This is a genomic window from Proteiniphilum sp. UBA5384 (assembly GCF_002410825.1).
In the GTDB taxonomy this organism is placed as follows: Bacteria; Bacteroidota; Bacteroidia; order Bacteroidales; family Dysgonomonadaceae; genus Proteiniphilum.
Map to the genome: position 1 here is coordinate 100,358 of NZ_DHOS01000032.1, position 13,744 is coordinate 114,101.

The window sequence follows — 13,744 nt, forward strand, 5'->3', positions numbered from 1 at the left end:
GTTCTAATTTTTAAGCATATGCATATATTCAAATTTATCATCCTGTCCCTCTCGCTGTCAATGTTCCTTCTATCATGTGCCCTTTCGCAAGAGAAAGGAAATGGCAGCGGGCAAGAGAGTTATTATAGAGATATCTTTTCCGACACCTGGGTAGCCACGGATGGTGTCGGCAGGGAGATGCCTGATCACCAGAAAGTAGGTGATCTGAAAAAAGATCAGCGAAGGGTGGTCGGGATCTTCTATATCACATGGCATACACAGGGGCTTGCAAACCTGGAACAACCCTACAATGCGGATGTGACTAAAATATTGGAAAAAGATCCCTCTGCCCGACTCAAAGCAGACCATCCATTATGGTACACCAACTCTTATCATTGGGGAGAACCGGAAATGGGTTATTTCCTGAGTCAGGACGACTATGTGATCCGCAAGGATATGTCGATGCTCGCCGACGCCGGAGTGGACGTGCTCATCATGGATGTGACCAACGCGGTCAGATACTGGGATGAATGGGATGTCACTTTCCGTATCATGCAAGAAATGAAGAAAGAGGGAAACAAAGTGCCTCAATTCGCATTCTGGTCCTTTAACGGCCCTGCTATCACAGTAGTGCAAGACCTCTACGACAGGATTTACAAAGAGGACAAGTACAGAGACCTCTGGTTTTACTGGGATGGCAAGCCATTGTTGCTCTATAACGGAACACCGTCATTAGATGCCAACAGGGGAGGGATCCAGCATCCCAATCCCCATTATGACCCGGCCGCGGCCACAGACCCTGCGCATCCTCATTACCAGGATCCCGATTATGCGGAGGAATTTTATCAGGACTACACCAAAGAAGTAAAAGAGTTCTTCACCCTGCGTACCATGTGGTGGGGATACTATGAATGGGGCGGAAAACGGTTTGTCGGTACTGAAGATAACTGGAGTTTCGGTTACAGTATGGCAGATCCTCGTGTGAAGAGCCTTCCTCCCGAAGAACTTCTCTCATTGCATAATGGCAAAAGGGAGCAGGCAGCGGTCACTACGGCACAGCACCCTGTCACCATGACCAATGAGAATATGGGAGTAGGAAAATCATGGTCCAGGGAATTCGGCCAACCCGAATTGAATGAGCAGGACATGCCCAAATCAGCTTATGTGCCATGGCTGGGAAAAGAGGTAGAGAATCCGACAGACTACGGCATCTATTTTCAGGAAAGATGGGATGAAGCGTTGGAAGCCAATCCCGAATTCCTGTATATTAACGACTGGAATGAGTGGACTGCCGGCAAATATCATCCCGAGGGAGGAAAAACCACTCCCTGGTTGGGTAGGGATAATCCTTTCTTTTTTGTAGACCAGTACAATGCCGAATTCAACCGGGGTATTCATCCCATGAAAGGGGGTTATACCGATAACTATTATATGCAAATGGCACAAAATATCAGGCGGTATAAGGGCGCTCGTCCGATTCCAGAACAAAAGGGGTTTGATAAAATCAAAGTTGATGGGAAATTCAATGACTGGAAAAAAATCAGGAATGAATTCAGGGATACCCGCGGAGACACCTACCACAGGGATGCGATTGGTTATGCCGGAATCAGGTATACCAACAATTCGGGCAGGAATGATATCATCACCAGCAAAGTCGCAGTGGGAAAAGAATATATCTATTTCTACGTGGAAACGACAGAACCCCTTACACCACATACCGATAGCAACTGGATGCTCTTGCTGATAGATGCCGACAACAACTCCGAAACAGGATGGTATGGCTATGATTATATAGTTAACCAAAATGTGAAGAGTGAAAACCTGACAACCCTGATGAAATATGACGGCCAACAGTGGATTGAAGCCGGTGACCTTGCTTACCACTATGCAGGTAACGAAATGGAAATCGAGATTCCTCGCAGCCTGATGAATATCAGCCGGGATCAACTGGTGATCGACTTTAAATGGAGTGATAACCCGGAGGAACTGGCATATCCTATTTCCTTCTGCTTGAACGGAGATACAGCTCCCAACAGAAGATTCAATTACAGGTTGATCTGGAAAAAATAAAATAAATATGTGAATCAGTATTAAAAAAATCAGATAAATGAATGTGATGGCGGTTTTCCCCCATCGTATGAAATGTTTTGCTCACATCTTTACACTGTGTATAACAATTGATCAATAGTTTGAAAAACTGCTACGTTCGCAATGGCTGTACCATCAGCATGTCAGTGATGTGCAGATTATATTTTCATCACATATTTTTGTTAAATATCATCCATCTCACCTCTTAAATCATTTTGTATATTAAAAATTAATATTCACACACTATAATTGTATTATGTTAATCAAAAATATCATATTTAGTATGATTGAAAGGGCAAAGAGCAAGGCTTGACTAACAGTCAAAATATCAACACATTAAACAACTGTACTTATTTATCTAAACAAGTGAAAGAATGAAAAGTAGAAAGCACATTTACGTTGTATTCGCACTTCTCCTTTTTCCGCTGTATCTGTTTGCCCAGCAACAGGTCACGGTGAAGGGAAAAGTAATAGAAGCAGGAACTGACGAACCTTTACCGGGTGTCAGTGTACTGGTAGACAAATCTACAAGAGGAGTCATAACCGATTTGGACGGAACTTTTGAAATTAAAGTGACTCCTTCCGAAAAATTGATATTTTCATTTTTGGGTATGCAGAGCCAATCTGTGCACGTAAACAATGAAACTTTTTTCGAAATAAAGATGCTACCACAAACCAGTGAGTTGGATGAGGTTACCGTCGTAGCTTTCGGAAAACAGAAAAAGGAGAGTGTGATTGCATCCGTCTCCACCGTTAAACCATCGGATTTGAAAGTACCTTCCAGCAACCTAACCACAGCCTTTGCGGGAAGAATTGCCGGACTGATTTCCTATCAACGGACCGGGGAGCCTGGACAGGACAACGCCCAGTTTTTTATCCGCGGGGTAACAAGTTTCGGAACCGGGAAAGTAGATCCGCTCATTTTGATTGACGGGGTAGAAATGACCACGGAAGACCTTTCACGTCTGACCACAGACGACATCGCAAGTTTCTCCATCATGAAAGATGCCAACGCAACCGCCCTGTATGGCGCGCGCGGCGCAAACGGGGTAATCCTTGTCACTACCAAAGAAGGACGCGAAGGAAGCGCGAAAGTGCAGTTCAGGGCAGAAGGTTCATTCTCTTCCCCAACGGACAATATCAAGTTGGCCGATCCCGTCACTTTCATGAAGCTTCATAATGAAGCCGTCCGGACAAGAACACCCGAAACACGGCTCCCATACGATGAAAAGAAAATCAATTATACGGAAAGGGGTATCGATCCGGTACTCTATCCGGCCGTGGATTGGCAGGATTTGCTGTTTGACAAAAACACTTTTAACCAACGCTACAACCTGAATATCAGCGGTGGAGGAAAAATTGCCAAATACTATATAGCAGGCTCGTACACGCGGGACATGGGGATATTGAAAGTTGATAAACGGCAAAACTTCAACAATAACATCAAAATCAACAAATACTCCCTGCGTTCAAACGTGAACGTGAATTTGACCCCGACAACTGAAGCAATAGTCCGTCTAAACGGCGTTTTCGACGATTACCAGGGACCGCTGGACGGAGGAACGGCCATGTATAACAAAGCCGTGCTGGCAAATCCCGTTTATTTCCTGCCCTATTACGAACCGGATGCAGCCCACATACATACCAAACACATCCTTTTTGGCAACACCGCATCGGGAGACTACCTGAACCCTTATGCTGATCTGCTGAAAGGGTATAAATCGAATGACCGCTCTTCGATGTATGTACAGTTTGAACTGAAACAAAATTTCGATTTTATCACAAAAGGCCTTTCGGCAAGGGCGATGCTCAATGTCAACCGGTTCGCCCAATTAGAGGTGAGGCGACAATATACTCCGTTTTATTATGCCATGTCAGAGACCCTTTCCAAGGAACACCTGTTGACCGCATTGAACCCTGATGGCGGAACGGACTACCTCGACTATGTGCCGGGGGACCGGGAAATGGAAAACACCATGTATTTCGAAGGAGCCGCGCAGTATAATAAGACCATAGCCAAAAAACATTCCGTTAGTGGTTTGCTGGTAGGAACGGTACGGGAAAAAAAGAACAATACATACAACACGCTGCAACTATCACTTCCATTCCGCAATGCAGGTCTGGCCGGCAGGGCGACCTACAGCTACGACGACCGCTATTTTTTCGAAGGGAACTTCGGTTATAACGGGTCGGAACGGTTTGCCCAAAACGAACGGTGGGGATTTTTCCCCTCCGCGGGAATCGGTTGGATCGTATCCAACGAAGCGTTCATGAAACCTTTCGAGAAGACCATCTCAAAATTGAAATTGAAAGCAACGTACGGATTAGTGGGCAATGATCAGATCGGGAGTGACAGCGACCGGTTTTATTATTTGTCGGAAGTAAACATGAGCGATGGCGGCAGGGGTATTTCGTTTGGCGACACGTGGGGATACAACCGCCCGGGAATTTCCATATCGCGTTACGAAGATTTCAACATTACCTGGGAAGTCAGCAAAAAAAGTAACCTGGGACTGGAACTCAATTTGTGGAACAGTCTGGAACTCCAGGTAGATTATTTTACCGAAAAGCGGAGCAAGATACTGCAAACCCGGGCGGATATCCCTACCTCAATGGGATTACAGGCTACGCCCAAAGCGAATATAGGCAAGGCAAGCGGGGACGGTGTAGAAGTATCCTTAGACTATAACAAATCCTTCACGCCCGACTTATGGGCCGTATTGAGGGGGAACTTCACGTATGCCACGAGCAAATACGATCTGTATGAAGAATCCGACTATTCGGCAACACCGTGGCGTTCGCATGTCGGACAAAAGATATCGCAAAGATGGGGGTATATTGCCGAACGCTTGTTCCTGGACGACGAGGAAGTAAAGAATTCGCCCACCCAGACGTTCGGAGAATATAGTGCCGGAGATATCAAATATAAAGACATCAACAAAGACGGGAAGATTGACGAAAACGACATGGTGCCAATCGGATACCCCACCACTCCTGAAATAATTTACGGATTCGGCCTTTCCGCCGGTTACAAGAACTTTGATTTCTCGGTTTTCTTCCAGGGATCCGCACGCTCTTCCTTTTGGATCAGTCCCGGAAGTATAGCACCGTTTGTAGCCGGAAGTACGAACATTACAACCCGCACAAATAACAGGGCATTGCTGCAGGAAATAGCCGACGACCATTGGTCGGAAGACAACCGCGACATTTACGCATTTTGGCCGCGATTATCGGAAACGACTATCAGTAATAACAATCAAACCAGTACATGGTGGATGCGGGACGGGGCGTTCCTGCGACTGAAAACGGCGGAAATAGGGTATACCTTTCCCAAGAAAATGATAAAACCATATCACATGTCAAATATCCGCGTTTATGTTTCGGGGAGTAACCTGCTTGTTTTTAGCAAATTCAAATTATGGGATATCGAGCAAGCCGGAAATGCGTTTAATTATCCCTTGCAACGGGTAATAAATGTTGGAATTAATGTTGAATTTTAATTAGACAAGCACGAAAATGAAAAGAATAGCCAATACATTCAGATTCTTTGTTATACTCGCCGGTATAACTTTATTACACAACTGCTCAGATTACCTGGACGTTGTTCCAGATGGCGTGGCGACAATCGACAACGCCTTTTCCAACCGTATCAATGCAGAAAAATACCTCTTTTCCTGCTACAACATGATCCCGAATCAAAACGATCCATTTACTTATCCCGGTAATTTTGGATCTGATGAAATCTGGTGCAACACTGTCAGGGGAAATTTAAATGCCCGAAGCGGAGTACAAATTGCCATGAACAATCAAAATGCATCTGATCCCTATCAAAATTACTGGGACGGAAGACGCGACGGCCGGAATTTATGGGTAGGCATCCGCGATTGTAATATTTTTCTGGAAAATATCGAAAAAGTTCCCGATCTGGAAGCTTGGGAACGGGTACGTTGGGTATCGGAAGTAAAATTCATCAAAGCCTACCTGCATTTCTTCCTGTTACAATTGTATGGGCCCATTCCCATTGTGGATACCAATCTTTCCGTCAATTCCGACCCGGAAACGGTGAGGGTATATCGTGAACCGGTTGAAACCGTCATCGACTATGTGGTAAACCTTTTGGATGAATCCATGGAAAACCTGCCCGATAAAATTGAGGAAACCATCACGGAAATGGGACGTATAACCAAGCCGATAGCCGCTTCCGTAAAGGCCAAAGCTCTGGTTTGGGCGGCCAGTCCGTTGCTCAACGGAAATTCCATGTACGCCAATTTCAAGGATAAACGGGGCGTGCAATTATTCCCGACACAGGCAGACAATACGAAATGGGAAAAGGCGCTGGCGGCAATTACCGATGCCATCGATATCTGCCAGGAAAACGGCCATGCCTTGTATCATTTCAAGAAAGGACCGGAAACAATGTCAGACACCACAGTCCTGAAATATACCCTTCGGGGGGCTGTCAGCGAAAGGCCGATGAATGATAACAACGAAGTTATCTGGGCACATCCGGCATATACGCTTGCAAACCAATTCCAGAATTATTGCACGCCCAAGTTCTTTGCGACCTATGGCGGGACTTCGGAACTGGGCGCTACCTTGAAAGTAGCCGAACAATATTATACCAATCACGGGATACCGATTGATGAAGATCCTTCATGGAATTATAGTCAACGTTATGTAATGAGAAAAGATACGGGTGATTTCCACAAATATTACATCAGCAAAGGTGAATCCACGGCGAATCTGAATTATTACCGCGAACCCCGTTTTTACGCTCATTTGGCTTTTGACAGGAGCTTATACGAGATGTTGGCCCAAAAAGAGAGCGAAGCAATTGTCATTAAGAACCGGAGTGGAGAAAGCCATGGCGTTTTTTACAATGATTCATACATCATAACCGGCTATTTTATCAAGAAACTGGTAAGTTTCCGATCGGCTACCACAACGACGTCCCCCACTCCATGGCGATTCTCGATTCCCAATATCCGGTTAAGTGATTTGTACCTTCTCCGTGCCGAGGCGTTGAACGAAATCAAGGAATCACCGGATAACGATGTTTACCAATGGGTAGACAGTATCCGTATCCGGGCGGGCTTGGAAGGTGTAGTTGATTCCTGGAACAAATATTCTAATATTCCCGCAAAACCGAGGACCAAAGAAGGAATGCGTGAAATCATCAAACGGGAACGGATGATTGAACTGGCATTCGAAGGACAACGGTTCTTCGACCTGCGGCGCTGGAAAGACGCAATGACCTATTTGAACCAACCGGTGCAAGGATGGGATTACCAAAGCGTAAAAGTCGAGGAATACTATAATATTGTCACCTATTTCAATAAACGGAATTTCAAGAGCAAAGACTATCTATGGCCAATATATACCACGGCAATTATAAAAAATTCGAACTTGGCACAAAACCCGGGATGGTAAATAATCTCAATGATTGAAAAATATAGATGATATGAAACGAAAAAATATACATTTAAAAAGGCTATTTTATTACATCGGATTTCTATCCGTAATACTGGTATTGATAATAGCCTGCGATGAAGATAAAATAGGGCAATACCCCACAGACGGTACTTCGCCTTCAACCATTACCAATATCCGGGTAGAGGCATTGCCCGGTGGAGCGAAAATAAGCTATGATCTCCCGAACGAAACGGATATCTCTTACGTCACCTGTGAATATATGGTTAAAGGCGAGAAAAAAGTTGCCCGTTCATCCATTTACAACAACTACATCATGGTGGAAGGATTAGGCGAGGTAGACCCTTGCGCATTTACGCTCTATCTGGTGGATCACAGTGAAAATAAGTCAGCCGCCCTCGCCGGATCATTCACACCATTGGAACCGCCCTATCAGACAATATTCAAATCCATCACCATGGAACCCGATTTCGGAGGCGTGGTTGTGAGGTGGCAAAACGAAACCAATGCGTTGATCGGTGCCTTTTTGTACGCGGTAAACGACAGCACGAAAGAATGGGAAGAATACAATCTGGTTTATTCCACAACCACTGAAGCCAAATACTCCATCAGAGGATACAATACCGACGAGCGCAAATTCGGCGTAAAACTGATAGACCGGTATGGCAATCTTTCCGATACAGTAATAGTATCCGCTGTTCCGTTATACGAGAAGGAACTGGATAAAAAGAAGTTTTCGAACGGTCATTTATTGGGAGATAATTACACGTCGTACCAGAATCGTCCGATTGGAAACATCTGGGATGGAAGTTTAAGCGTAATATGGCATACAGACCCCGCCGGAGGTTTTACGCCTCCTCAAAACTTCACGATTGACTTGGGGATAGAAGCCCAACTCAGCCGGATAATTCTTTATAATAGAGGGGAGCATAATTCTTATTATTATAATCAACACAATATACATTACTTTGAAGTCTGGGGCTGCAAGGAGCTTAGCCATGGCATAAATGACCCCTATTGGAGTGGAAATGATTGGCAGACAGAGTGGGTGCAATTAGGTGATTTTGAAGTTGTCAAACCATCAGGACTCCCATTAGGACAAATTACTGATGAGGACAAAACCGTTAGTGACGCCGGTTTTGAATTTATATTCGAATCGGGGGTTGGAGAGATGCGCTATATCCGCTTTGTAGTAAAGGAAACGTGGGCAAGAACGGCAGCTCTGCATATTGCGGAAGTAACCCTATATGGCGATGACGGAATAAGAGAATAAAAACAGTATCAATGTTTTAATAATCAGAAAAAAATGGATAAACATATACATTTACCTATAGTGATGTCAATCAGAAAAATCTGCCTGATAGTTTTATCATCCGTCATCTTATTGACAATGATAAAATGCGATGACATGAACAGTATCCACGAGAAATATTACGATTGGGGCGAAGATATCTATACCGGCGTTGTGGATTCGCTGAAAGCATTTTCCGGATATGAAAAAATCAGGTTTACTTGGGAACTTAATGCCGATCCGCGAATCACAAAAACAGTAATCTACTGGAACCAACGCGCCGATTCCATCGTTGTTGATGTGAAACGTACGCAAAGCGGACGATTGCAATTGGCCTATGACCTCGCAGATATAGAAGAAGACAGTTATGTTTTTGAATTTATCACACGCGACAATGAAGGACATTTTTCCTTACCGGTCGAAGTGCCCGTTGATGTTTACGGTCCCCTTTCCCAACAAACGCTAAGAAATCGTGGAATAGTTTCCATCACAAAGCAAACCGATGGTTCAATGCTGATTACCTGGGAAGATATCGCCTATCCCACTATCCAGTATGTGACCGTGTATTATGAAATTGATGGCGATGAACTGTCTACACAAGTAGAAAACAGTGAGAGTCAGACGATCCTGAACGGATTAAATACGGGTGATATTATAAAAGTTGTCACTACCTATTTTCCCGAAAACGCACTGGAAACATTGGATTCTCCCGCAAGGGAATACACCTTGCCTAAATTGGAGAGAGAAATCAATAAGGCAAACTTCTCGATGGTTGTTTTAGCCGGAGATAATACTTCGGTAAACAATAACCGGCCTCTTTCAAAAATATGGGATGGCTCTGCCACAAATCCGAATATCTTGCACACGGTAGAGAATGCCGCGGGATTCAACTTCCCGCATCACTTCACATTCGATATGGGAGTATTGGCTGAAATCAGCCGTTTCCGTATTTGGGCGAGAGCCGATGTCACCGCTTTCACAGGCCATAGTCCGCGTTATTTTGAAATCTGGGGAACCAACGAGCTGCAAAAAGCCGTTGGCGACAATACTTATTGGGTAACGGATGACTGGAAAGCCGACTGGGTGCTAATGGGCGACCATGAGATCATAAAACCGACTGCCAACGAGAGTGCCGTATGGGCTGCCGGATGGGAATACGATGTTTCGGAAAGTGCCGGCAAGGTTCGATATATCCGTCTGGTTATCAATAGTCCCAACTGGCAGGGATCGAACTGCGTGAATATCGGGGAGATAACGTTATGGGGAGATTATTAAGCCATTGCTTATCAGACCTCCGACTGGAAATCAATTTTAGCATAAAACATTAAACATGATAGATTTAAAAACAACTTTTCTATTGGTAGGATTGGTACTGGGTATCAGCATATCCTGCTCAAGCGATTCTTCCGAATCGCTTGAGATATCTTCAGCTTTTCAGGCGCAAGTAAAAAGTTTAGTGGCATATCCCGGACATAACCGGGTAAAACTTCATATTTTTCTTGAGGATGAAAAAGTTGACTATTGCGCGTTATTCAGGAATGGCTCCAATGACTCCATCGTCATCCGTAAAGACGAGATCAAGGATGGCATAGCCGAGTTGATTGTTGAAGGCCTTGAAGAAGGGAGTCATACCTTCGAGGCCCGTGCTTACGACCAACAGCATAATCCTTCGGCGATTTCCGTGGTGACACAGGGAAAAGCGTATGGAGACAAATACATTTCGACATTATCAGCCAGGGCGGTAAAAGACAAGATCTTCATTACCGGAAAGAATCCTGTGCTGGAGTGGTCGGATGCCCGGGACAACGAAGTGGCATTGCGGTTATTCTATACAGACAAGGAAGGAAAAGACCGTCGTTTAGATGTCAAATCAGGTCAGCAATCAGTGACCATGGGAGGGTACCAAGAAAATAGCGATATCGACTATTATTCCATGTTCCTTCCTGAGCCGGCCTGCATCGATACTTTTTACTCCGGACGGATTACAATACCCGCTCCCACCTACTATTCCAGCATTTCTATTAAAAATGTCGTGGAAAAATCAGGACTGGTGAATGAAGTTTCCTCACAGTCGGCCTCCTACATTCACGAAGATGTGGAGTACTCATCCTTGCAGTTCAAAAAAGCGAATAATGAACCGCTCAGCATCTTTGTGTTGGAAGCCAACCTGGCTGGCGGCAGGGTGACCTTAAGTCCCCTGATGCCCGACAATGGAACGGAATTCAAACTGCAAACGGTAAAAGCGATGGCCGAACACCGGGACAATGCCACGGGAAAAGTCCTGGCGGCAGCCAATGCCGATTTCTTCGAGTACACCGGGTTACCATTGGGCCCGGTCGTTATAAATGGAACCGTCATTAAAGATTATCTGAAAAATGAAGGTAATACATATTTCGGCATTACCACCGAAGGAGCTCCGATCATTGGTTATTTCTCTTCCAGTATTAATCTGACCCGATTTAAAGAAATGGTCGGAGGCGGATCACACTGGTTGGTGGTGAATGGCAATAACGGAGCCTGGAGCGGCGACACGAAAGAGCCCAGGACAGCAGTCGGCTATTCACGAAATAATACAGTCTACCTCGTAGTGGTGGACGGAAGGAATAGTACATATTCTGTCGGGGTTGAACTGACCGATCTGGCTCTGATCATGAAGAGCCTCGGCACTTACCAGGCCATTAACCTCGACGGTGGAGGCTCCAGCACCATGGTGATCAAAGAGAATAATGGCTTCCAGATCATCAACAGGTACTCCGATGCCTCTCCGCGCACAGTAGCCAACGGATTGGCAATCTTAACAAAGTAATCAGCCGGATCCTTAAGCGCCCCTTTGCCGACGCGGATTTTCAAATCTGTCCTATGAACGGATACAGATCGAAAAATCCGCGCCGGCTTTTATTTTTCAAGTTCGTCAGTTAAAACTATGCACTTTCAGTGCAAGGCTTTAGCTTCTACAAATATTTCGTACTTTTGTAAAAAAGTCAGTTCATATGGAACACCGCAAGGGTAGTCACACTGTGCACAATTTACAGGTTCACCTGGTCTGGATAACGAAATATCGTTATAAAGTTCTGACCGGGGATGTTCAGTTGCGCTGCCGTGACATACTTCGCCAGGTGAGTAATTCGTTGGACATCGAGATCCTTAAAGGAGTTGTGAGCAAGGATCATATCCACTTGCATATAAGTTACCCTCCTAAGTTGAGCGTAAGCGAGATCGTGAAGCGTCTTAAAGGTCGCAGTTCACGGTTATTGTTGGCGGAATTTCCGGAACTCCAACGTCGCTACTGGGGGAGTCACTTCTGGGCCATCGGTTATGGTTGCTGGAGCGTGGGTAATATCACGGATGAGATGTTGTCCACTTACCTTGATCACCACGGGGATCATCCCAATTCCAACGAAAACTTTATCCTGGAATGAAACGGTATTTCAAAGAGCGTAACTTTAGTTGTTCACTTTTAATCGACCTTGGTCGAAACTCAGCCGACTTTTAGTCGGAATTGAACCTATGGATTTTCAATCCATAGTGGTTCAGTTCTCCTCTTTTTTAAAGGAGAGCCTATGTATATTGTAGACAATAATTTGAAATAATGCTGCATCAAAAAAGTAATTAATGAACCACTTCTGTCAAATCAAATACTTCAGTTTTTATATCATTCTATACTATTCTTGACTTTGACCCGTTTTAAAAGTAATTTTTACAACTACATTATAATAAGCTATTTACATTACAAATAGTGGAACGCAGGGATAAAAATATATACATTTTCGTATGTTTATACGCAAGAAAAAAATCGTTCAGGTATAACCAGTGTTGTAGTGTTTGAAAAAGGAGAGGAGTATTCAAGGAGTTAAAAACAATTGGCGTGAGTGAAGACGAAGATGAGATAGAAAAACTCACTGTCAAAGGTCAAAAGTGGATTGCAGCCTATTCTAGGTGAACAAGACATCTTTGAACAATCCGATCAGGAAGCCGAAGAGAAACAAGTTACCGAATACTTTCTCTCGAATATAGAAAATATCCAAAATCAAATTTCTTGGGTTGGCAACCCAAGGATCACAAGCAAACCATAAAGATAGGAAAAATACAGGAAATGATCCGAAAGATATAAATAACGTGAGTCGACCTAAACCACAGCTAATTTACCTCTCTCAACAATGTCGTCTATCGTATTGATAGAAGGCTTCTTGTCGAAGAAAGAGTAGGCCAACAGAGCTGATAACGTATTGATAATGAAATTGTCAAAACATCTGGGTCTTGTGTATTCTATCTTACACATATTTTTCAGCTCATCATTCACCGATTCGATCAGTGCCCTCTTGCGGAGCATGATGCGGTCTTGCAACAGCATCAGGGCATTTTTCATATTCTTGCGTAATTTGGCAACAAAATGTACGCCATCGACAAAAAGTTGTTCGAACAGCTCTTTTGAAATGTATCCCTTGTCACCGAAGAGTTTCCCCAAGATTCTCTTGTGCAGGTCCATATTCTTGAGCGGTTCCCTGTCATCCACGTTGCCCGGGGTAAGGATAAAGTCGAGGATTTCTCCCTTGTCGTTGATAATCAGGTGTAGTTTGAAACCATAGAACCAGCCGATGAAGCATTGTCCCTTTTCGGCGATACCCTTGAATGTCCTATGTTGCTTCTTCCTTTTTATGTGGCAATGGCGAAGGGGCGTGGAATCGATAAAAGAGATCCCCGTACACTAAATCTTTTCAAGTTTTTGAATGCTCCGCTGTGGAACAGGATCAGGATAGTCATCACTTCGCTTTGGGACATCGTAAATTTACAATTCCTCTTCTTCGTTTTTGCTTCTTACTGCAAGTTGTTGTGCAAAAGGTTGTCAAATTCTTAAAAAAACTCATCGACTATGAAATAAATTTTTGTAACTTTATGGCTGGAAATCATGGCGAAATTGTTAGTAACATTTTATTATTTAGCGATTTAAAGACACTG

Annotated in this window: 7 protein-coding genes and 1 pseudogene; 7 read left to right on the plus strand and 1 reads right to left on the minus strand. The window is 44.2% G+C overall.

Features of this window, described 5'->3' with window-relative positions; all coding sequences use genetic code 11:
- Positions 1-18 precede the first annotated feature (18 nt).
- The 7 genes from B4G81_RS06710 to tnpA all read left to right on the plus strand — a co-directional run bounded on the left by B4G81_RS06710 (position 19) and on the right by tnpA (position 12,207).
- Complete coding sequence (locus B4G81_RS06710; RefSeq protein WP_294081216.1) at positions 19-2,049, plus strand: hypothetical protein; 2,031 nt, start codon at positions 19-21, stop codon at positions 2,047-2,049.
- Positions 2,050-2,441: 392 nt separating this feature from the next.
- Entirely contained in the window at positions 2,442-5,567 is a 3,126-nt protein-coding gene (locus B4G81_RS06715; RefSeq protein ID WP_294081217.1) for a SusC/RagA family TonB-linked outer membrane protein, read from the plus strand.
- A 16-nt stretch (positions 5,568-5,583) separates the two neighbouring features.
- Positions 5,584-7,497, plus strand: a complete 1,914-nt coding sequence (locus B4G81_RS06720) for a RagB/SusD family nutrient uptake outer membrane protein (RefSeq protein WP_294081218.1) — start codon at positions 5,584-5,586, stop codon at positions 7,495-7,497.
- A 31-nt stretch (positions 7,498-7,528) separates the two neighbouring features.
- Positions 7,529-8,770 carry a DUF5000 domain-containing lipoprotein gene (locus tag B4G81_RS06725; protein WP_294081219.1) on the plus strand — a complete coding sequence of 414 codons (1,242 nt, stop codon included), beginning with the start codon at positions 7,529-7,531 and terminating at the stop codon, positions 8,768-8,770.
- A 117-nt stretch (positions 8,771-8,887) separates the two neighbouring features.
- A complete protein-coding gene (locus B4G81_RS06730; protein ID WP_294081220.1) occupies positions 8,888-10,063 on the plus strand; it encodes a DUF4998 domain-containing protein in 1,176 nt (391 codons plus the stop codon).
- A gap of 55 nt (positions 10,064-10,118) precedes the next feature.
- Positions 10,119-11,594: a phosphodiester glycosidase family protein gene (locus B4G81_RS06735; RefSeq protein ID WP_294081221.1), complete on the plus strand. Its 1,476-nt coding sequence runs from the start codon at positions 10,119-10,121 to the stop codon at positions 11,592-11,594.
- 184 nt (positions 11,595-11,778) lie between these two features.
- The gene (tnpA, locus tag B4G81_RS06740; protein WP_294081222.1) at positions 11,779-12,207 is read left to right on the plus strand and encodes an IS200/IS605 family transposase; all 429 of its coding nucleotides are present in this window, start codon (positions 11,779-11,781) and stop codon (positions 12,205-12,207) included.
- 707 nt (positions 12,208-12,914) lie between these two features.
- Here tnpA and B4G81_RS06745 read toward each other — a convergent pair.
- Positions 12,915-13,591: pseudogene (locus B4G81_RS06745) on the minus strand (IS982 family transposase); the annotation flags it as partial.
- Between the last annotated feature and the right edge of the window lie 153 nt (positions 13,592-13,744).